Annotated in this window: 31 protein-coding genes; 30 read left to right on the top strand and 1 reads right to left on the bottom strand. The window is 64.5% G+C overall.

Annotated elements, in window-relative coordinates; genetic code table 11:
• The 30 genes from FHW84_RS20735 to FHW84_RS20590 all read left to right on the top strand — a co-directional run.
• Positions 1–807, top strand: an 807-nt coding sequence (locus tag FHW84_RS20735) for an elongation factor Tu (protein WP_167257941.1), incomplete at its 5' end; no start/stop codon positions are given.
• Positions 808–1,258: 451 nt separating this feature from the next.
• Positions 1,259–1,570 (top strand): 30S ribosomal protein S10, encoded by a 312-nt coding sequence (rpsJ, locus tag FHW84_RS20730; protein ID WP_014402136.1) that lies wholly within the window; start codon positions 1,259–1,261, stop codon positions 1,568–1,570.
• A gap of 20 nt (positions 1,571–1,590) precedes the next feature.
• Complete coding sequence (gene rplC / locus FHW84_RS20725) at positions 1,591–2,232, top strand: 50S ribosomal protein L3 (RefSeq protein WP_167257939.1); 642 nt, start codon at positions 1,591–1,593, stop codon at positions 2,230–2,232.
• A gap of 11 nt (positions 2,233–2,243) precedes the next feature.
• Entirely contained in the window at positions 2,244–2,846 is a 603-nt protein-coding gene (gene rplD, locus FHW84_RS20720) for a 50S ribosomal protein L4 (RefSeq protein ID WP_167257937.1), read from the top strand.
• Entirely contained in the window at positions 2,843–3,136 is a 294-nt protein-coding gene (gene rplW, locus FHW84_RS20715) for a 50S ribosomal protein L23 (RefSeq protein WP_026635833.1), read from the top strand. The genes rplD and rplW overlap by 4 nt, the downstream gene beginning before the upstream one ends.
• 18 nt (positions 3,137–3,154) lie before the next feature.
• Entirely contained in the window at positions 3,155–3,976 is an 822-nt protein-coding gene (gene rplB / locus FHW84_RS20710) for a 50S ribosomal protein L2 (protein ID WP_167257935.1), read from the top strand.
• 12 nt (positions 3,977–3,988) lie between these two features.
• Positions 3,989–4,261, top strand: coding sequence for a 30S ribosomal protein S19 (gene rpsS / locus FHW84_RS20705; protein WP_026635835.1), 273 nt, complete (start codon positions 3,989–3,991; stop codon positions 4,259–4,261).
• Positions 4,261–4,596 carry a 50S ribosomal protein L22 gene (rplV, locus tag FHW84_RS20700; RefSeq protein ID WP_026635836.1) on the top strand — a complete coding sequence of 112 codons (336 nt, stop codon included), beginning with the start codon at positions 4,261–4,263 and terminating at the stop codon, positions 4,594–4,596. The genes rpsS and rplV overlap by 1 nt, the downstream gene beginning before the upstream one ends.
• 15 nt (positions 4,597–4,611) lie before the next feature.
• Positions 4,612–5,361: a 30S ribosomal protein S3 gene (rpsC, locus tag FHW84_RS20695; protein WP_167257933.1), complete on the top strand. Its 750-nt coding sequence runs from the start codon at positions 4,612–4,614 to the stop codon at positions 5,359–5,361.
• An 11-nt stretch (positions 5,362–5,372) separates the two neighbouring features.
• Entirely contained in the window at positions 5,373–5,786 is a 414-nt protein-coding gene (gene rplP, locus FHW84_RS20690; protein ID WP_026635838.1) for a 50S ribosomal protein L16, read from the top strand.
• Positions 5,786–5,971, top strand: coding sequence for a 50S ribosomal protein L29 (rpmC, locus tag FHW84_RS20685; RefSeq protein ID WP_167257931.1), 186 nt, complete (start codon positions 5,786–5,788; stop codon positions 5,969–5,971). The genes rplP and rpmC overlap by 1 nt, the downstream gene beginning before the upstream one ends.
• 11 nt (positions 5,972–5,982) lie before the next feature.
• Positions 5,983–6,243, top strand: coding sequence for a 30S ribosomal protein S17 (rpsQ, locus tag FHW84_RS20680; protein ID WP_167257929.1), 261 nt, complete (start codon positions 5,983–5,985; stop codon positions 6,241–6,243).
• Positions 6,244–6,258: 15 nt separating this feature from the next.
• Positions 6,259–6,627, top strand: coding sequence for a 50S ribosomal protein L14 (rplN, locus tag FHW84_RS20675; protein ID WP_026635841.1), 369 nt, complete (start codon positions 6,259–6,261; stop codon positions 6,625–6,627).
• Positions 6,628–6,640: 13 nt separating this feature from the next.
• Positions 6,641–6,952 carry a 50S ribosomal protein L24 gene (rplX, locus tag FHW84_RS20670; protein WP_167257927.1) on the top strand — a complete coding sequence of 104 codons (312 nt, stop codon included), beginning with the start codon at positions 6,641–6,643 and terminating at the stop codon, positions 6,950–6,952.
• A 12-nt stretch (positions 6,953–6,964) separates the two neighbouring features.
• Positions 6,965–7,504, top strand: coding sequence for a 50S ribosomal protein L5 (gene rplE, locus FHW84_RS20665; RefSeq protein ID WP_167257925.1), 540 nt, complete (start codon positions 6,965–6,967; stop codon positions 7,502–7,504).
• A 17-nt stretch (positions 7,505–7,521) separates the two neighbouring features.
• Positions 7,522–7,827: a 30S ribosomal protein S14 gene (gene rpsN / locus FHW84_RS20660; RefSeq protein ID WP_167257923.1), complete on the top strand. Its 306-nt coding sequence runs from the start codon at positions 7,522–7,524 to the stop codon at positions 7,825–7,827.
• Between the two features lie 233 nt (positions 7,828–8,060).
• Positions 8,061–8,456 carry a 30S ribosomal protein S8 gene (gene rpsH, locus FHW84_RS20655; protein WP_167257921.1) on the top strand — a complete coding sequence of 132 codons (396 nt, stop codon included), beginning with the start codon at positions 8,061–8,063 and terminating at the stop codon, positions 8,454–8,456.
• 10 nt (positions 8,457–8,466) lie between these two features.
• Positions 8,467–8,994, top strand: a complete 528-nt coding sequence (gene rplF / locus FHW84_RS20650) for a 50S ribosomal protein L6 (protein WP_167257919.1) — start codon at positions 8,467–8,469, stop codon at positions 8,992–8,994.
• A 44-nt stretch (positions 8,995–9,038) separates the two neighbouring features.
• Complete coding sequence (gene rplR, locus FHW84_RS20645; RefSeq protein WP_026635847.1) at positions 9,039–9,392, top strand: 50S ribosomal protein L18; 354 nt, start codon at positions 9,039–9,041, stop codon at positions 9,390–9,392.
• A gap of 113 nt (positions 9,393–9,505) precedes the next feature.
• Positions 9,506–10,015: a 30S ribosomal protein S5 gene (gene rpsE, locus FHW84_RS20640; RefSeq protein WP_167257917.1), complete on the top strand. Its 510-nt coding sequence runs from the start codon at positions 9,506–9,508 to the stop codon at positions 10,013–10,015.
• Positions 10,008–10,196 (top strand): 50S ribosomal protein L30, encoded by a 189-nt coding sequence (rpmD, locus tag FHW84_RS20635; protein ID WP_026635849.1) that lies wholly within the window; start codon positions 10,008–10,010, stop codon positions 10,194–10,196. The genes rpsE and rpmD overlap by 8 nt, the downstream gene beginning before the upstream one ends.
• Before the next feature lie 5 nt (positions 10,197–10,201).
• Positions 10,202–10,633: a 50S ribosomal protein L15 gene (rplO, locus tag FHW84_RS20630; protein WP_167257915.1), complete on the top strand. Its 432-nt coding sequence runs from the start codon at positions 10,202–10,204 to the stop codon at positions 10,631–10,633.
• A gap of 4 nt (positions 10,634–10,637) precedes the next feature.
• Entirely contained in the window at positions 10,638–11,963 is a 1,326-nt protein-coding gene (secY, locus tag FHW84_RS20625; RefSeq protein ID WP_167257913.1) for a preprotein translocase subunit SecY, read from the top strand.
• Positions 11,964–12,098: 135 nt separating this feature from the next.
• Positions 12,099–12,455, top strand: a complete 357-nt coding sequence (gene rpsM, locus FHW84_RS20620) for a 30S ribosomal protein S13 (protein WP_167257911.1) — start codon at positions 12,099–12,101, stop codon at positions 12,453–12,455.
• Between the two features lie 12 nt (positions 12,456–12,467).
• Positions 12,468–12,854: a 30S ribosomal protein S11 gene (gene rpsK, locus FHW84_RS20615; RefSeq protein ID WP_007513384.1), complete on the top strand. Its 387-nt coding sequence runs from the start codon at positions 12,468–12,470 to the stop codon at positions 12,852–12,854.
• Positions 12,855–12,867: 13 nt separating this feature from the next.
• Positions 12,868–13,494: a 30S ribosomal protein S4 gene (gene rpsD / locus FHW84_RS20610; RefSeq protein ID WP_026635853.1), complete on the top strand. Its 627-nt coding sequence runs from the start codon at positions 12,868–12,870 to the stop codon at positions 13,492–13,494.
• Between the two features lie 15 nt (positions 13,495–13,509).
• Entirely contained in the window at positions 13,510–14,508 is a 999-nt protein-coding gene (gene rpoA, locus FHW84_RS20605; RefSeq protein WP_167257909.1) for a DNA-directed RNA polymerase subunit alpha, read from the top strand.
• A gap of 235 nt (positions 14,509–14,743) precedes the next feature.
• Positions 14,744–15,127: a 50S ribosomal protein L17 gene (gene rplQ / locus FHW84_RS20600; RefSeq protein WP_167257907.1), complete on the top strand. Its 384-nt coding sequence runs from the start codon at positions 14,744–14,746 to the stop codon at positions 15,125–15,127.
• Between the two features lie 191 nt (positions 15,128–15,318).
• Positions 15,319–15,822, top strand: a complete 504-nt coding sequence (locus FHW84_RS20595; RefSeq protein ID WP_167257905.1) for a disulfide bond formation protein B — start codon at positions 15,319–15,321, stop codon at positions 15,820–15,822.
• Between the two features lie 22 nt (positions 15,823–15,844).
• Positions 15,845–17,212, top strand: coding sequence for a 3-deoxy-7-phosphoheptulonate synthase class II (locus FHW84_RS20590; protein ID WP_167257903.1), 1,368 nt, complete (start codon positions 15,845–15,847; stop codon positions 17,210–17,212).
• A gap of 70 nt (positions 17,213–17,282) precedes the next feature.
• Here FHW84_RS20590 and FHW84_RS20585 read toward each other — a convergent pair whose 3' ends face one another.
• The gene (locus tag FHW84_RS20585; protein WP_208399901.1) at positions 17,283–18,881 is read right to left on the bottom strand and encodes an amidase; all 1,599 of its coding nucleotides are present in this window, start codon (positions 18,879–18,881) and stop codon (positions 17,283–17,285) included.
• Positions 18,882–18,888 lie beyond the last annotated feature (7 nt).

Genomic DNA, 18,888 nt, shown 5'->3' with positions numbered 1-18,888 from the left:
CCGTACATCGTGGTCTTCCTGAACAAGGCGGACATGGTGGACGACAAGGAGCTGCTCGAGCTGGTCGAGATGGAAGTGCGCGAGCTGCTGTCGAAATACGAGTTCCCGGGCGACGACACCCCGATCATCGTGGGTTCGGCGCGTGCGGCGCTGGAAGGCGACCAGTCGGAGATTGGCGTGCCGGCGATCATCAAGCTGGTGGACGCGCTGGACACGTACATTCCGGAGCCGGTGCGTACGCTGGACAAGCCGTTCCTGATGCCGGTGGAAGACGTGTTCTCGATCTCGGGCCGCGGCACGGTGGTGACCGGTCGTATCGAGACGGGCATCATCAAGGTGGGCGAGGAAATCGAGATTGTCGGTATCCGCCCGACCACCAAGACGACGGTGACCGGCGTGGAAATGTTCCGCAAGCTGCTGGACCAGGGCCAGGCGGGCGACAACGTGGGTCTGCTGCTGCGCGGCACGAAGCGTGACGAAGTGGAGCGTGGCCAGGTGCTGGCCAAGCCGGGCTCGATCACGCCGCACACGGACTTCGAGGCCGAGGTGTACGTGCTGTCGAAGGACGAGGGTGGCCGTCATACCCCGTTCTTCAAGGGCTACCGCCCGCAGTTCTACTTCCGCACCACCGACGTGACCGGCGCGATCGAGCTGCCGGAAGGCGTGGAGATGGTGATGCCGGGTGACAACGTGAAGATGAAGGTGACCCTGATCGCGCCGATCGCGATGACGGACGGCCTGCGCTTCGCGATCCGCGAAGGTGGCCGCACCGTCGGCGCCGGCGTCGTCGCCAAGATCACCAAGTAAGTAGCCCGCCTTCGGGCGAGCGAACACCGGGTCTGAAAGAGCGGGGCGCAAGCCCCGCTCTTTTTTTGCCTGTTTTCTGCGCAAAGGGCTTCCCATCGAGCTGATGTTCCTATATGCTTGACAAGTTATCCCTTTGCATTCGGGCCTGGTCGCTCGAGGCACACAGCGAAATGAGGTGCAGGAAGCGCTTCGAGTTCGCATACAAGGACGTTGCGGGGTCGCATGACGGCAGAGTGACCGCTCTGTTGCCATTTGCGTTTTCGCGTTCTATACTTTTTCGTCTGGGCAGACCGATACCGTCGGTCTGCCCGGTCTTTTAGGGGTCGAATCGCCGGGATTTCCCGGCAGCCGTCGACCCCTTTGCTGCACCAGGTAGTACCAAGGGTTGTGCGGAATGGTGAGAAGCCATTCCGAATCACAGAATCGTTCTTTAGATAACAGGACACGGTTTATGGCGAACCAAAAGATTCGCATCCGGCTCAAGGCGTTCGATCATCGTCTGATCGACCGTTCGGCCAGCGAAATCGTCGAGACGGCCAAGCGCACCGGCGCCACGGTCCTCGGCCCGATCCCGCTGCCGACCAAGATCGAGCGTTACACCATTCTGGTGTCGCCGCACGTCGACAAAGATGCCCGCGACCAGTACGAAACCCGTACCCACAAGCGCGTGCTCGATATCGTTGACCCCAACGACAAGACCGTGGACGCGCTCATGAAGCTTGATCTCGCCGCTGGCGTCGATGTTCAGATCAAGCTCGGCTGAGCGATAGACAGGATACGAAGATGAGTATCGGACTGGTTGGCCGCAAGTGCGGCATGAGCCGACTCTTCACTGAAGATGGACGCTCGATTCCGGTGACGCTGATTGAAGCCACCCCGAATCGCGTCACCCAGCTGAAGACGGAAGATAACGATGGTTACAGCGCTGTGCAGGTCGCGGCGGGCGTCAAGCGCGCCAGCCTGCTGACCCAGCCGCTGAAGGGTCACTACGCCAAGGCGAAGGTCGAGCCGGGTCGTGGTCTGTGGGAGTTCCGCGTGACTGCCGACGAGCTCGGCAAGTACAGCGTGGGCACCGAGATCAAGGCCGATGACGTGTTCCAGGTGGGTCAGATCGTTGACGTCGCCGGCGTGTCGAAGGGCAAGGGCTTCCAGGGCACCATCAAGCGCCACAACTTCACCATGGGTGATGCCACCCACGGTAACTCGCTGTCGCACCGCTCGCCGGGTTCTATCGGCCAGCGCCAGACCCCGGGTCGCGTGTTCCCCGGCAAGAAGATGTCCGGCCACATGGGTGCGGTGAACCGCACGCAGCAGGGTCTGGAAGTGGTCAAGGTCGACGCCGAGCGTCATCTGATCGCGATCAAGGGCGCAGTCCCCGGTGCTACCGGTGGCGACGTCGTGATCCGTCCGACCACCAAGGGTTGAGGAGAGACGCCATGGAACTGAATGTCATTGGCGCCAAGCCGCTCAACGTGTCGGACGAAGTGTTCGGCGGTGAGTTCAAGCAGGCCCTGATCCACCAGGTGGTCGTTGCCTACCAGGCCGGCGGTCGCGCCGGTACCAAGGCGCAGCTGTCGCGTGGTGAGCTGTCGGGTACCACCAAGAAGTTCAAGAAGCAGAAGGGCGGCGGCGCCCGTCACGGCGACTACCGCGCCCCGATCTTTGTCGGCGGCGGTGTCACCTTCGCGGCGAAGCCCCGCAACTTCGAACAGAAAGTCAACCGCAAGGCCTATCGCGTGGCGCTGCGCTCCATTCTCGCGGAGCTCAATCGCCAGGGTCGCCTGAAGGTGGTCGAGAGCTTCGGCATCGACACCCCGAAGACCAAGGCGATGGTTGCCAAGCTGGCCGAGCTGCAGGTTTCCGGTCGTGTGCTGCTGGTGTCGGAAGATGCCAACGAAGCCACCTTCCTGGCTGCCCGCAACATCCCGTACATCCACGTGGTGGACGTGCTGGCGCTGAACCCGGTGAGCCTGGTCGGTTCGGATCACATCGTCATGACCGTCGATGCGGTGAAGAAGATCGAGGAGTGGCTGGCATGAGCAACGAACGCATTCTCAACACGCTGCGCGCGCCGCACATCTCCGAGAAGGCGGCCCGTCTTGCCGAGGGCAACCAGTACGTTTTCGTGGTCGCGCCCGACGCGACCAAGGCCGATGTCCGCGCGGCGGTGGAGCAGATGTTCGACGTCAAGGTCGAGCAGGTGAACCTCGTCAACGCCAAGGGCAAGGTCAAGTCCTTCCGTTTCCGCGCTGGCAACCGCCAGGGCAAGCGCAAGGCCTACGTGCGCCTGGCCGATGGGCAGACCATCGACGTGGCGGCCAAGGCCTGAGCCAGGAGTTGAATTGAGATGGCACTGATCACTCACAAGCCGACCTCGGCCGGACGCCGCGACGCAGTCAGCGTGCGTACCCCGGGCCTGCACAAGGGCGCGCCGTACGCGCCGTTGACCGAAGCCCAGTCCAAGACCGGCGGTCGCAACCATTACGGTCGCATCACCGTTCGTCACCAGGGCGGCGGTCATAAGCAGCGTTACCGCATCATCGACTTCAAGCGCGACAAGGAAGGCATCGTCGCCCAGGTCGAGCGCATCGAATACGATCCGAACCGCACCGCGCACATCGCGCTGCTGTGCTACGCCGACGGCGAGCGCCGCTACATCATCGCCCCGAAGGGCGTGCAGGCGGGCGACCGCCTGGTGTCGGGCCACGATGCGCCGATCAAGGCCGGCAACAGCCTGCCGCTGCGCAACATCCCGGTCGGTTCGACCGTGCACTGCATCGAGATGAAGCCCGGCAAGGGCGCGCAGATCGCCCGCAGCGCCGGCGCTTCCGTCCAGCTGGTGGCCCGCGAGTCCGGCTACGCCACGCTGCGCCTGCGCTCCGGCGAAATGCGCCGCGTGCCGGTCGACTGCCGCGCCACCATCGGTGAAGTCGGCAACGGCGAGCACAGCCTGAAGAAGCTCGGCAAGGCCGGCGCCAAGCGTTGGAAGGGCATCCGCCCGACCGTCCGCGGCGTCGCCATGAACCCGGTCGACCATCCGCATGGCGGTGGTGAAGGCAAGACCTCCGGCGGCCGTCATCCGGTCAGCCCGTGGGGCACGCCGGCCAAGGGCTACAAGACCCGTAACAACAAGCGCACGCAGCAGTTCATCGTGCGTCGCCGCAAGTAACAGGAAACCGTCATGCCGCGTTCATTGAAGAAAGGTCCTTTCGTCGACCTTCACCTCGTGAAGAAGGTGGAAGCTGCGGTTTCCACCAACAACAAGCGTCCGATCAAGACCTGGTCGCGCCGCTCGATGATCCTGCCGGAAATGGTGGGATTGACCATCGCCATCCACAACGGTCGCCAGCACGTGCCGGTGCTCGTCAACGAGAACATGGTCGGGCACAAGCTCGGCGAGTTCGCGGTGACCCGCACCTTCAAGGGCCATGGCGGCGATAAGAAGGGCAAGTGATGAGCACCGAAGCCAAAGCAATCCTGCGCAGCGCCCGCATTTCGGCGCAGAAGGTGCGCCTGGTGGCTGACCTGGTCCGCGGCATGCCCGTGGGCCGTGCCAGCGACGTGCTCCAGTTCACCAACAAGAAGGCCGCGCACATCGTTCGTAAGGTGCTGCTGTCGGCCGTCGCCAACGCCGAGAACAACCTCGGCGCCGACGTCGACGAGCTGAAGATCGCTCGCATCTTCGTCGACGAAGGTCCGGCGATGAAGCGCATGTACGCCCGCGCCAAAGGCCGCGGTTCTCGCATCCTGAAGCGCACGAGCCACATCACTGTGGTCGTTGGCAACTGACTGGGGATATAGACGATGGGTCATAAAGTTCATCCCACCGGTATCCGCCTCGGCATTGCCAAGGACTGGAACTCGAAGTGGTACGCCAATAAGGGCGAATACGCCCAGTACCTCGCTGCCGACCTGAAGGTCCGCGAGATGCTGCGCAAGAAGCTGGCCCAGGCCGGCATCTCGAAGATCCAGATCGAGCGCCCGGCCAAGACCGCGCGCGTGACGATCCACACCGCCCGTCCGGGCGTGGTGATCGGCAAGAAGGGCGAGGACATCGAGAAGCTGCGCAAGGAAGTCAGCCAGCTGATGGGCGTCCCGGCGCACATCAACGTCAGCGAGGTGCGCAAGCCCGAGCTCGACGCGCAGCTGGTGGCCGAGTCGATCGCGCAGCAGCTCGAGCGCCGCATCATGTTCCGCCGCGCCATGAAGCGCTCGGTCGGCAACGCGATGCGCCTCGGCGCCCTGGGCATCAAGATCAACGTGTCCGGTCGTCTGAACGGCGCCGAGATCGCCCGCTCCGAGTGGGCCCGCGAAGGCCGCGTGCCGCTGCACACCCTGCGTGCGGACATCGACTACGGCTTCGCCGAAGCGCACACCACCTACGGTGTCATCGGCATCAAGGTGTGGATCTACAAGGGCGAAATCTTCGACCTGGCGCAGGTTGGCCAGGAAGCGAAGGAAGAGCCGTCGCAGCCGCGCCGCGAAGGTGGCGAGGGTCGTCGTGAATCGCGTCGCGAGGGCGGTGAAGGCCGTCGCGAGCGGACGGCGAAGTAAGGAGAGTTGCCATGTTGCAACCTAAGCGAACCAAATTCCGCAAGCAGTTCAAGGGCCGCAACGACGGTCTGGCGTTCAGCTCGAACCTCGTGAGCTTCGGCGAATACGGCCTCAAGGCCACCACTCATGGCGCGCTGACCGCGCGCCAGATCGAGGCGGCCCGCCGTTGCATCACCCGCTTCGTGAAGCGTGGCGGCAAGCTGTGGATCCGCGTGTTCCCGGACAAGCCGATCACCAAGAAGCCGATCGAAGTCCGAATGGGCGCGGGTAAGGGTGGCGTCGAGTACTGGGTCGCTCCGATCCAGCCCGGCCGCATGCTCTATGAAATCGAGGGCGTCGACGAAGCCACGGCCCGTGAGGCGTTCCGCCTCGCCGCCGCCAAGCTGTCGGTGCAGACCCAGTTCGTATCCCGAGCGGTGATGTGATGGCCATGAACGATCTGATCAACAAAACGGCCGACGAGCTGAAGCAGCATCTGCTGGACCTGCGCAAGGAGCAGTTCAACCTGCGCATGCAGAAGGGCACCGGCCAGCTCAACCAGCCGCACCAGCTGCGCCGCGTTCGGCGCGACATCGCCCGCGCGAAGTTCGCGCTCGGCGGCAAGAAGTAAGGACGGCGGATATGAGCGATAACCAGAAGCAGGCGCGCACCCTCGAGGGCCGCGTCATCAGCAACAAGATGGACAAGACGGTGACCGTCCTGATCGAGCGCCAGGTGCAGCACGGCCTGCTGGGCAAGATCATCCGCCGGTCGACCAAGCTGCATGCGCAGGACGACCTCGGTGCAAACGAGGGCGACCTGGTGCGCATCGCGGAATGCCGCCCGCTGTCCAAGACCAAGCATCACCGCGTGGTCGAAATCGTCACTCGCGCGGTCGGCTAAGGGGAGGGTGCAGACATGATCCAGATGCAAAGCACGCTTTCCGCGGCGGACAACAGCGGCGCGAAGGAACTGATGTGCATCAAGGTGCTCGGCGGCTCCAAGCGCCGTTACGCCGCGATCGGTGACGTGATCAAGGTCACCGTGAAGGATGCCATTCCGCGTGGCAAGGTGAAGAAGGGCGAGGTGTACAACGCCGTGGTGGTCCGTACCGCCAAGGGTGTGCGTCGTCCGGACGGCTCGCTGATCCGTTTCGACGGCAACGCGGCGGTCCTTCTCAACAACAAGCTCGAGCCGATCGGCACCCGTATCTTCGGGCCGGTCACTCGCGAGCTGCGCAGCGAGCGCTTCATGAAGATCGTCTCGCTCGCACCCGAAGTGCTCTGAGCGGAGGCTAGACATGAACCGTATCCGCAAGGGTGATCAGGTCATCGTGATCACCGGCAAAAACAAGGGCCAGCGCGGCGACGTGCTGCGCGTGGATGGCGATCGCGTGTTCGTCTCCAACGTCAACGTGGTCAAGCGTCACACCAAGCCGAATCCTCAGGCCAACCAGGCCGGCGGCATCGTCGAGCGTGAGGCTTCGATCCATATCTCCAATGTGCAGCTGTTCAACCCCGCTCAGAACAAGGGTGAACGCGTGGGCTTCAAGACGCTCGAAGATGGGCGCAAGGTCCGCGTGTTCAGTTCTGGCGAGGTCGTGGACGCGTAAGGAACACAAGTCATGACGCGCCTTGAAAAGTTTTATAAAGACGAAGTAGTCAAGAAGCTCACCGAGCGCTTTGGCTACGAGAACGTGATGCAGGTTCCCCGCATCACCAAGATCACGCTGAACATGGGCGTGGGCGAAGCGGCGGCGAACAAGAAGGTTCTTGAGAACGCCGTGGCCGACATGGCCAAGATCTCCGGCCAGAAGCCGATCCAGACCAAGGCGCGCGTTTCCGTCGCCTCGTTCAAGATCCGCGACGGCTGGCCGATCGGCTGCAAGGTCACCCTGCGCCGTGCCCAGATGTGGGAATTCTTCGATCGCCTGATCAACATCTCGCTGCCCCGTACCCGCGACTTCCGCGGCGTGTCGGGCCGCGCCTTCGATGGCCGTGGCAACTACAACTTCGGCATCAAGGAACAGATCATCTTCCCGGAAATCGACTTCGACGCCGTCGACGCGATGCGTGGCATGGATATCTCCATCACCACCACCGCCAAGTCGGACGAAGAGGCCAAGGCCTTGCTGGAAGCCTTCAGCTTCCCGTTCCGCAACTAAGAGAGCGCGAGAGATTTATGGCTAAGACCTCGATGATCAACCGCGATCTCAAGCGGACCAAGCTCGCCAAGAAGTACGCCGCCAAGCGTGCGGAACTGAAGGCGATCGTGCTGAGCCCCACCGCCTCGTACGACGAGAAGATGGAAGCCCAGACCAAGCTGCAGAAGCTGCCGCGCGACGCCAGCCCGACCCGTCAGCGCACCCGTTGCGCCCTGACCGGCCGTCCGCGCGCCGTGTACCAGAAGTTCGGCCTGGGCCGCAACAAGCTGCGCGAAGCCACCATGCGTGGCGATGTGCCCGGCCTGCGCAAGTCCAGCTGGTAAGCAAGACCTGTTAAACGACCCGCCCGGGCCTGGCCCGGGCGGGTTCATACGTCCGGGGGCGGGCTGTTCCAGTGCCGCCGCCGATGCGAAACGCGTGCCGTTATTCGCAAAACCGGAAAAGAGCTGATATAGTCGACAGTCTGCGCAAAGCAGACCGGCGCCTATGCCGGCTTACAACTCAATATTGATTTCCGGTTTTATCGGATATCGGTGCACTCTGAAGGATGTTTTTCATGAGCATGACTGATCCCATCGCCGATCTGTTTACGCGCATCCGCAATGCCCAGGCTACGGGCAAGCAGGCTGTCAGCGTGCCGTCGTCGAAGCTGAAGGTGGCCATCGCCAACCTTCTCAAGAACGAGGGCTACATCCTCGACGCCAAGACTTCCTCGCAGGAAGGCAAGCCGGTGCTCGAGATCAAGCTCAAGTATTTCGAGGGCCGCCCGGCCATCGAGAGCATTTCCCGCGTCAGCCGCTCGGGCCTCCGCGTGTACCGCGGCAAGGACCAGCTGCCGAAGGTCCTGGGTGGCCTGGGTATCTCGATCATCTCGACGTCCGCCGGTCTGCTGACCGATGCCCAGGCTCGCGCCAAGGGCCTCGGCGGTGAAGTCATCGGCCAGGTCGCCTAAGGAGCCGACGATGTCCCGTGTAGCCAAGAAGATCATCAATCTGCCCAAGGGCGTCGAGCTGAAGGCTGGCGCTGAAGGCATCTCCGTCAAGGGCCCGAAGGGCACCCTGTCCACGCACAACCTGCCGGGCGTGTCCGTGGCCGTCGATAACGGCAACGTGAGCATCGTGCTGGCCGAGGGCGCGGACCACAAGTTCGGCGGCACCGCGCGTGCGCTGCTGGCCAACATGGTCAAGGGCGTGTCGGACGGCTACGAGCGCAAGCTCGAGCTGGTCGGCGTCGGTTACCGTGCCGCCATGCAGGGCAAGGCGCTGAACCTGAGCCTGGGCTTCTCCCATCCGGTCGTGTTCAACGCTCCGGAAGGCATCACGCTGGAGACCCCGACGCAGACCGAAATCCTGATCAAGGGTTCGGACAAGCAGCTCGTGGGCGAAGTGGCCGCCAAGATCCGTGGCTATCGTCCGCCGGAGCCGTACAAGGGCAAGGGCGTGCGCTATGCCGGCGAGAAGATCACCCTGAAGGAAGCCAAGAAGGCCTAAGGCGCTGAAAAGCGCGTGCCTATCCGCTTCCTGGAGAGAACACGATGAACAAGAACGAATCCCGCCTGCGTCGCGCCAAGTCCACCCGCTCGCACATCCGCAAGCTGGGCGTGGCCCGCCTGTCCGTGCATCGCACCGGCCAGCACCTCTATGCCCAGGTGTTCGACGCCTCGGGCAAGAACGTGGTTGCCGCTGCCTCGACGGTGCAGAAGTCGATCGCCGAAGGCCTGAAGGGCACCAAGAACATCGAAGCCGCCACTGCCGTAGGCAAGGCGATCGCCGAGCGCGCCAAGGCCGCCGGTATCGAAGCCGTGGCGTTCGACCGTTCGGGTTTCCGCTATCACGGTCGCATCAAGGCTCTGGCCGATGCGGCGCGCGAAGCCGGCCTGAAGTTCTAAGCACCAAGGGGCAGGGCTCTGCGTAGCGCCTGCCCCATCAGCTGTACCTACAACTCCAAGCGGCCCAGCCGCAAGCAAAAGTCCCGGATCTTCCGGGCATGACGGAAAAGAATATGTCTTCTACCGATCGCGAAAATTCAGACGGCCTGCTCGAGAAGCTGATCGCCGTCAACCGCGTGGCCAAGACCGTGAAGGGTGGCCGCCAGATGAGCTTCACCGCGCTGACCGTGGTGGGCGACGGCGAAGGCCGCGTGGGCTTCGGCTATGGCAAGGCGCGCGAAGTGCCGGTCGCCATCTCCAAGGCCATGGAACGCGCCCGCCGCAACATGGTCGCCGTTGACCTCAACAACGGCACGCTGTGGTACGCCGTGAAGGCCAATCACGGTGCGGCCCGCGTGTTCATGCAGCCGGCTTCCGAAGGTACCGGCGTGATCGCCGGCGGCGCCATGCGCGCCGTGCTGGAAGTGGTCGGCGTCAAGAACGTGCTGGCCAAGGCCGTCGGCTCGCGCAATCCGATCAACCTGGTGCGCGCCACCATCAAGGGCCTGCAGGCCGTCGCCTCGCCGAAGCAGATCGCTGCCAAGCGCGGCAAGACCGTTGAAGAGGTGCTGGGCAATGGCTAACAACGAAAAGACCGTCCGCGTCCGCCTGGTCAAGGGCCTGCGCGGCGTGCAGAGCCGTCATCGCCTGAGCGTCAAGGCGCTCGGCCTGAACAAGCTCAACGACGTCCGTGAACTGAAGGACAGCCCGCAGGTGCGTGGTCTGATCAACACGGTCTACTACCTGGTCCGGGTCGAGGAGTAAGCATCATGCGTCTGAATGACATCAAGCCGGCCGCCGGCGCCCGCAAGACCCGCCTTCGCGTGGGTCGCGGCATCGGTTCGGGCCTGGGCAAGACCGCCGGCCGCGGCCACAAGGGTCAGCACGCCCGCGCTGGCGGCACCCACAAGTACGGCTTCGAGGGCGGCCAGATGCCGCTGCAGCGTCGCCTGCCGAAGGTCGGCTTCCGTTCGAAGAAGAAGGCCGAGAGCCAGGAAGTGTTCCTGTATCAGCTGGCCAACCTCAAGGCTGACGTGATCGACGTGGTCGTCCTGCACCAGGCCGGCCTGATCGACAGCAACGCCAAGAAGGTCAAGGTCGTCGCCAAGGGCGAGATCGGCCGCGCGGTCAAGCTGTCGGGCGTGCTCGCCACGGCCGGCGCCAAGGCAGCCATCGAGGCTGCCGGCGGCAGCGTGGAGTAATCACGTGGCGGCAGCCAAGGGCCCTTCGCTCGGATCGCTCGGCAAGCTGACCGAACTGCGTCAGCGCATCTTCTTCGTGATTGGTGCGCTGATCGTTTTTCGCCTCGGTTCGTTCATTCCCGTTCCGGGCGTCAACCCGGAAGCGATGACCAGCCTGATTGAATCGGGCGGCGGCCTGATGAACATGTTCAACATGTTCTCGGGCGGCTCGCTGGCCCGCTTCTCGGTGTTCGCACTCGGCGTGGTGCCGTACATCTCGGCATCCATCGTGGTGCAGATGATGGGCGCGGTCATTCCGAGCCTGCAGGCGCTGCGCAAGGAAGGCGAGTCGGGTCGTCGCAAGATGACCACGTACACCCGCTTCGGCACGGTCGGCCTCGCGGCCTTCCAGGCCTTCGGCATCGCGGTGGCCCTGCAGAAGCAGGTCGCCAACGGCGGCGCGCCGGTGGTCTATACGCCGGGCATGGGCTTCATCATGGCTTCGGTGGTCGGTCTCACGGCCGGCACCATGTTCCTGATGTGGCTGGGCGAGCAGATCACCGAGCGCGGCATCGGCAACGGCATTTCGCTGCTGATCTTCGCCGGCATCGTGGCGGGCCTGCCCGGCGCGGTGGCGCACACCCTGGGCATGGCCAGCAACGGCGAGCTCAGCGTGATCCGCATGATCATGGTGGTGGGCCTGATCCTGGCCGTGACGGCCTTCGTGGTGTTCATGGAGCGTGCCCAACGGCAGATCACCGTGAACTACGCAAGGCGTTCCGGTGGGCAGCGGGCCTACATGAACCAGACCTCGCACCTGCCGCTGAAGATCAACATGGCTGGCGTGATCCCCCCGATCTTCGCCTCCAGCCTGCTGATGTTCCCGGCCACGGCTGCCACCTGGTTCACCGCCGGCAACCAGTCGCGCTGGCTGCAGGAGCTCACCCAGGCGCTGACGCCGGGCGAGCCGCTGTATGACATCGTGTTTGCGGTCCTGGTCATCACCTTCGCCTTCTTCTATACGGCGATCGTGTTCAATTCCCAGGAAACCGCCGACAACCTCAAGCGGTCGGGTGCGCTCATTCCAGGCATCCGTCCGGGTCGTTCGACGGCCGACTACATCGACAACGTGATGACCCGCCTCACCGGCGTCGGCGCGTTGTACCTGGTGCTGGTCTGTCTGGTGCCGTCGTTCATGCAAAAGGCTTGGCACGTTCCGTTCTACTTCGGCGGCACCTCTCTGCTGATCGTCGTGGTCGTGGTGATGGACTTCACTGCTCAGGTGCAGGCGCATCTGGTCAGTCACCAATATGAAAGTCTGCTCAAGAAGGCCAATCTCCGCCGCAACTGAGGCTGCTGGGGCGACGGAGTAGGGGCCTAAATCGGAGAGCGGCGGCACCTAGGGGCCGCAGGGCTTTCCTGTCGGGATAATTCAGGTTAGAATTGCGCGTTTACCGCGCACGAAACGCATCGGAGAAAGTACATCATGGCGCGCATCGCGGGTGTCAATTTGCCGGTCCACAAGCATGTGTGGGTTGGCCTGCAGAGCATTTACGGCATCGGCCGCAGCCGGGCCAAGAAGGTCTGCGCGGACGCTGGCGTGGTTCCCACCACGCCGATCAAGTCCCTCAGCGAGGGCGAGGTGGAGAAGCTCCGCCAGGAAATCGGCAAGTACGTCGTCGAAGGCGACCTGCGCCGTGAAGTCGGTATCGCCATCAAGCGCTTGATGGACCTGGGTTGCTACCGCGGCCTGCGTCATCGCCGTGGCTTGCCGGTGCGCGGCCAGCGCACGCGTACCAACGCCCGTACCCGCAAGGGTCCGCGCCGCGCGATCAAGAAGTAACGGATTCCTATCATGGCTAAGCCCGTCAAGACCAAGAAGAAGATCAAGCGCGTTGTCACGGATGCCGTGGCCCACGTGCAGGCCTCCTTCAACAACACCATCGTCACCATCACCGATCGCCAGGGCAACGCCCTGTCGTGGGCGACTGCCGGCGGCGCGGGTTTCCGCGGCTCCCGCAAGTCCACCCCGTTCGCTGCCCAGGTGGCCGCCGAGAAGGCCGGCCGCGCTGCTGGCGACTACGGCGTGAAGACGGTGGAAGTGCGTATCAAGGGCCCCGGCCCGGGCCGCGAGTCGGCCGTGCGTTCGCTGAACGCGCTGGGCTACAAGGTCCTGAACATCATCGACGTCACGCCGATTCCGCATAACGGCTGCCGTCCCCCCAAGAAGCGTCGCGTCTAAGGAGCTATAGACCATGGCACGTTATCGTGGAGCTACCTGCAAACTCGCGCGTCGTGAGGGTTCGGACCTGAGCCTGAAGTCCCCGGCGCGCGCGATCGACTCCAAGTGCAAGCTGGAGAACAAGCCCGGCCAGCATGGCGCCAACAAGCGCATGCGCATGTCGGACTACGCCCTGCAGCTGCGTGAGAAGCAGAAGGTCAAGCGCATCTATGGTGTGCTCGAGCGTCAGTTCAGCAACTACTACAGCAAGGCGTCGACCCTCAAGGGCAACACCGGCGAGAACCTGCTGCGCCTGCTGGAAAGCCGTCTGGACAACGTCGTTTACCGCATGGGTTTCGCGGTCACCCGCGCCCAGGCCCGCCAGCTGGTCAGCCACAAGGCTGTGCTGGTCAACGGCAAGAAGGTCAACATTCCGTCCTACCAGGTCCGTCCGGGCGACCAGGTCGCGCTGACCGAGCGTGCGCGCACCCAGCTGCGCGTGCAGGAAGCGGCGACCGTGTTCGACACCATGGACCTGCGTCCGCAGTGGGTCGAAGTGGACGCCAAGAAGTTCGAAGGCACCTTCAAGGCTGTGCCGGATCGTGGTGATCTGCCGTCCGACATCAATGAAAGCCTGATCGTCGAGCTTTACTCGAAGTAATTACCGGAGCCCTGCATGGCAGTTTCGTCAACTAGCGTGCTGCGGCCTCGCGGCCTCAGCGTCGAGCAGCTCGCCCCGAACCGCGCCAAGGTCGTGGTCGAGCCGCTCGAGCGTGGTTTCGGCCACACCCTGGGCAACGCGCTGCGCCGCGTGTTGCTCTCCTCGATCCCCGGCAGCGCCATCGTCGAGGTCGAGATCGACGGCGTGCTTCATGAGTACACCACCCTCGAGGGTCTGCAGGAGGACGTGATCGAAGTCCTGCTCAACCTCAAGGAAGTGGCCATTCGCCAGCACACCGGCGACGAGGTCACGCTGACCCTGGCCAAGAAGGGCAAGGGCGTGGTCACCGCCGGCGACATCACGGTCGACCACACGGTCGAAATCGTGAATCCCGAGCACGTGATCTGCCACCTGACCAAGGACATCTCGCTCAACATGCGCCTGAAGGTGCGTCGCGGCGTCGGCTACCAGCCGGCCAGCTCGCGCCAGCATCCGGACGAGGAAGCTCGTCCGATCGGCCGCCTGCAGCTGGATGCCTCGTTCGCGCCGGTGCTGCGCGTGGCTTACGAAGTGGACGCCGCTCGTGTCGAGCAGCGCACCAACCTCGACAAGCTCGTGCTGGATATCGAGACCAACGGCACCATCGGTGCGGAAGACGCGGTCCGCAAGGCCGCCGAGATCCTCAACGACCAGCTGTCCGTGTTCGGTGACTTCTCGCGTCGCGAGAGCGCCACCGACAAGGCCGAGAAGGGCGGTTTCGACCCGCTGCTGCTGCGTCCGATCGACGATCTGGAGCTCACCGTGCGTTCGGCGAACTGCCTGAAGGCCGAGAGCATCTACTACATCGGCGACCTGGTGCAGAAGACCGAGGTCGAGCTGCTGAAGACGCCGAACCTGGGCAAGAAGTCGCTGACCGAGATCAAGGACGTCCTTGGCGGTCGTGGCCTGGCCCTGGGCATGAAGCTCGAAAACTGGCCGCCGCCGGGCCTGTCGCACGGCATGCAGCTGGGTTGATCAGCCTGATTTGATCAGTCCGATCTGATCAGTGTGTTTGGCGGTCCTCTTTGATCGCCTGCAGTATCCAAGCCCCGGCGGAGCGCCACGCGCATCCGCCGGGCACCAGAAGCGGCCAGTCCTGGCCCGTCTCTTAAGAAGAGCCCGAACCAACAAGGCTCCAAAAGCGGGTAACCGCGGGAAGCCGGTCATTCCGACCGGTTTTTCATAACAACAGACATAGAGAGTAAACGTCATGCGCCACCAGAAATCCGGTCGCAAGCTCAACCGCACGAGCAGCCACCGCGAAGCCATGTTCCGCAACATGGCCGCCTCGCTGATCAAGCACGAGCTGATCCGTACCACCCTGCCGAAGGCCAAGGAACTGCGCCGCGTCGCCGAGCCGCTCATCACGCTCGCCAAGACCGACGGCGTCGCCAACCGCCGCCTCGCTTTCTCGCGCCTGCGCGACAAGGAAGCCGTGGGCAAGCTGTTTGTGCAGATCGGCCCGCGCTACAGCCAGCGTCCGGGCGGCTACCTGCGCATCCTCAAGTGCGGCTTCCGTCCGGGCGACAACGCCCCGATGGCTTATGTCGAGCTGGTGGATCGTCCGCGTACCGAAGCCGTCGACGCCGAGTAATTCCGGCTCCAGGCTGAGCAAGACCTAAAACCCTGGTCGGTATCCGACCGGGGTTTTTCTTTTGGGTTCCCTGGCCGGTGCCCGCGTAAAAACGCCGCGCAATTTATGCGTGCGCATAGGCCGAAAGCGTGCTGACAGCGCCATGGCGAGCGGGTAATGTCGCCGTTCCGCACCGCAACAGCCCGCTGGCCATGAACCCACTCCGCTGGTCGTACCGCACCTCTTTCCTCGTCGGCTTCCTGATCTGCGCCGGCCTGCTCGCCTTCGCGCTGTATGCCGAATACGGGCTGCACATGGAGCCCTGTCCGCTGTGCATCTTCCAGCGCATCGCCTTCATGGTGATGGGCGTATTCTTTCTGATCGGCGCCGTCCACGGCCCCCGCAGCAAGGGCGTGCGCTGGGTCTATGCGGCGGGTGCGATCCTCGGCGCCATCGGGGGCATCGCCACCGCGGCGCGCCATCTGTGGATCCAGACCCTGCCGGCGGACCAGATCCCCGCCTGCGGCCCCAACCTCGGCTACATGATGGACGCGTTCCCCATGGCCAAGGTGCTGAAGATGGTGTTCACCGGCTCCGGCGAATGCGCCAAGGTCGAACCCATCCTCGGCCTGCCGATGCCGGCCTGGACGCTGTTCTGGTACGTGGCGCTGCTGGCGCTGGTGGTGATCGCCGCCACCCGCCGCGTCCAACGCTGAGGTTCGAGAGGAAACGCAGTCCATGAACGCCGATATCCAGCTGTCCACCGTGCCGACCACGTGGGCTCCCAATTCCTGGCAGCAGCGCACGGCGCTGCAGCAGCCGCTGTACGAGAACGCCGGCGAGCTGGCCCAGGCCACGCGGCATCTCGCCAGCCTGCCGCCGCTGGTCACCTCGTGGGAGGTGCTCGCGCTCAAGCAGGCATTGGCCGAAGCACAGGAAGGCCAGCGCTTCCTGCTGCAGGGCGGCGATTGCGCGGAGAGTTTCGCCGACTGCACCAGCCCGGTGATCTCCAACCGGCTCAAGGTGCTGCTGCAGATGAGCCTGGTGCTGGTGCACGGGCTGCGCATGCCCGTGCTGCGCGTGGGCCGCTTCGCCGGCCAGTACGCCAAGCCGCGTTCGGCCGACATGGAAACGCGCGATGGCGTGACCCTGCCCAGCTTCCGCGGCGACCTGGTCAACAGCCCCGAATTCACCCCCGCCGCGCGGCGCGCCGATCCGCAGCGCCTGATCCAGGCGCACGCGCATTCCGCGCTGACCATGAACTTCGTGCGCGCGCTGATCGACGGCGGCTTCGCCGACCTGCATCACCCGGAATACTGGGACCTGGCCTGGGTGGAACACTCGCCGCTGGCCGCCGAGTACCGCCGCATGGTTGCCGGCATCGGCGACTCGCTGCGCTTCATGGAAACCCTGGCCGGTCCGATCGCCGGCTTCACCCGCGTCGACTTCTTCACCTCGCACGAAGCGCTGCTGCTGCACTACGAAGAAGCGCTGACGCGCCAGGTGCCGCGCCACCAGGGCTGGTTCAATCTCTCCACGCATTTCCCGTGGATCGGCATGCGCACCGCCGCGCTCGACGGCGCGCACGTGGAATATTTCCGCGGCATCCGCAATCCGATCGCGGTGAAGGTCGGGCCGTCGGTGACGCCGGACCAGCTGCTGCCGCTGATCGACGCGCTCAACCCCGACGACGAACCCGGCCGCCTCACCCTCATCCACCGCATGGGCAACGCGCAGATCGCCAAGGCGCTGCCCCCGCTGCTCGACGCGGTGAAGCGCGCCGGCCGCCGCGTGCTGTGGGTGGCCGATCCGATGCACGGCAATACCGAGAGCACCTCCAACGGCTACAAGACGCGCCGCTTCGACAATATCCGCGGCGAGCTGGATCAGGCTTTCGATATCCATGCGGCGGCGGGCACGCGCCTCGGCGGCGTGCATCTGGAGCTGACCGGCGAGGACGTCACCGAATGCATGGGCGGTGCGCGGGACCTGAGCGAGGCGGATCTGGATCGCGCCTACAAGTCGATGGTCGATCCGCGCCTCAACTACGAGCAGTCGCTGGAGCTGGCGATGCTGATCGTGCGGAAGTCGCAGAAGACGGTCTGATTCCATCGGTGCCGCAATAAAAAGGGGCGCTCTTCAGCGCCCCTTTTTTATCTATGCGAAATAGCGCGCTTCAGGGCGCCGTATCGGCCACCACCGGCTTCCCACCCACGGTATCCAGGAACTTCGGCGCCCGCCACGCCTGCGCATGCTGCTCGAAGCCGTACGCAATCGTGATCAAGGCCGGCTCGCTCCACTTCGCACCGAAGAACACGATGCCCACCGGCAGCTCATGCGCAAAGCCCGCCGGCACCGTGATCGACGGATAACCCGCCACCGCCGCCGGCTGCGAGGCGCCGCCCACGGTCGGGTCGCCGCTCACCACGTGATCGCCCAGCACCGGATCGGTCACGAAGGTCGGACCCCACGACGGCGCCAGCAGCGCATCGAGGTGATCCTTGGCCAGCGCGGCGTCGATGCCTTCCGGTCCCGCGAAACGCTTCGCCTTGGCCTGCGCTTCCGCGTAATCCTTGTCGGTCAGCGGCCCCTTCGCCTGCGCCTGCTCGAACAGCTCCTGCCCGAACCACGGCATCTCGCGTTCGGCTTCGCGCTTATTGAAGGCGATCAGATCGGCCAGCGTCTTCATCGGCGTGCCGCGGCGCGTGGCCAGATACGCCTGCATATCGTGCTTGAGGTCGTACAGCAGCACGGTGAGTTCCGGATCGCCCAGCTCCTTCAGATGCGGCAGTTCCACCGGATCGACGATCACCGCGCCTTGCGCCTTCATCAGGGCGATCGATTGTTCCAGGATGCGGTCGGCATTCGGCTCCGCGCCGGCCAGCCCGCGCACCACGCCGATGCGCTTGCCCTTCAGGCCGTTGGGGTCGAGAAAGCGCGTGTAGTCGGTGGCGTGCTTGTCCGCCTCCGCCGTGGTGGGATCGCGCGGATCGCTGCCGGCGATCGCGCCCAGCACCGCCGCCGCATCGGCAACGCTGCGCGCCATCGGGCCGGCGGTGTCCTGGTTATGGCTGATCGGGACGATGCCGCTGCGGCTGACCAGGCCCACGGTCGGCTTGATGCCGACGATGCCGTTCGCCGCGGCGGGGCAGATGATCGAGCCATCGGTTTCCGAACCGATCGCCGCGGTGGCCAGGCCCGCCGCGACCGCCGCGCCGGAGCCCGCGCTGGAGCCGCAGGGATTGCGATCCAGCACATAGGGATTGCGCGTCTGCCCGCCGCGCGCGCTCCAGCCGCTGCTGGCGTGGCTGGAACGCATGTTCGCCCACTCGCTCAAATTGGTCTTGCCCAGGATCAGTGCGCCGCTCTTGCGCAGCCGTGCCACCAGGCCGGCGTCGCGCGGCGCCGGCGGCGCGTCGGCCAGGGCGAGCGAGCCGGCGGTGGTGAGCATGCGGTCGCCGGTATCGATGTTGTCCTTCAGCAGCACCGGGATGCCGCGCAGCGCGCCCTTGGATTTCTGCTTGTCGATCCGCGCGGCGAGCTTGAGCGCATCCGGATTGGTTTCCAGCACCGAGCGCAGCGCCGGGCCGTCGCGGTCGATGCGCTGGATGCGTTCGAGGAACAGCTGCGCCAGTGCTTCGCTGCGCAGCTGGCCGGCATCCATGCGCTGGTGCAGATCCTTGATCGAAGCCCAGGCCAAGGCGGGATCCGCCGATTGGGCGGGCAGGGCAGTACTGGCAAGCAGCAGCGCGGCAAACGAGAGCGAAAGCGGCAAACGAGTC

Origin of the sequence: Dyella sp. SG562 (assembly GCF_011759495.1) — a bacterium.
Classification (GTDB): Bacteria; Pseudomonadota; Gammaproteobacteria; order Xanthomonadales; family Rhodanobacteraceae; genus Dyella_D; species Dyella_D marensis.
The sequence above is the reverse complement of the archived record's forward strand: the minus strand, read 5'-3'. Positions and strand labels throughout refer to the sequence as shown.